The organism is Bradyrhizobium sp. 21, from assembly GCF_023073335.1.
In the GTDB taxonomy this organism is placed as follows: Bacteria; Pseudomonadota; Alphaproteobacteria; order Rhizobiales; family Xanthobacteraceae; genus Bradyrhizobium.
The window spans coordinates 1-518 of record NZ_JADPJG010000013.1 but is presented as its reverse complement, the minus strand read 5'-3'; the positions used below and the strand labels follow the sequence as shown (position 1 = coordinate 518).

1 protein-coding gene is annotated in these 518 nt (G+C 63.7%); it reads left to right on the top strand.

The features are described from left to right. Positions 1-518, top strand: a 518-nt coding sequence (locus tag IVB31_RS15765) for a cupin domain-containing protein (protein WP_247323745.1), incomplete at both ends; no start/stop codon positions are given.

Genomic DNA, 518 nt, shown 5'->3' with positions numbered 1-518 from the left:
GTGTTCGAAGACTCCCGCAACTGCAACGTCACCACCGATTCCGCGCTGGTCGCGCTCGAAGGCGTCGACGATCTCGTCGTCGTCGCGACCGCGGACGCGGTTCTGGTCTCGCGCCAGAAGGACGCCAACGGCCTGAAGCGGCTCGTGACCAAGCTCAAGGCGGTCGCACCGAAGGTGACCGAGGAGCATCTCAAGGTGCATCGGCCCTGGGGCAGCTACCAGTCGGTCGACAATGGCGAGCGCCACCAGGTCAAGCGCATCGTGGTCAAGCCCGGCGGGCGCCTGTCGCTGCAGAAGCACCATCATCGCGCCGAGCACTGGATCGTCGTCCGCGGCACCGCCCGCGTCACCGTCAACGAGACCGTCAAAAGCGTGCACGAGAACGAGTCGATCTATATCCCGATGGGCGCGGTGCACCGGATGGAGAATCCCGGCAAGATCATGCTGGAGCTGATCGAGGTCCAGACCGGCTCCTATCTCGGGGAAGACGACATCATCCGGATTGAAGACGACTATCA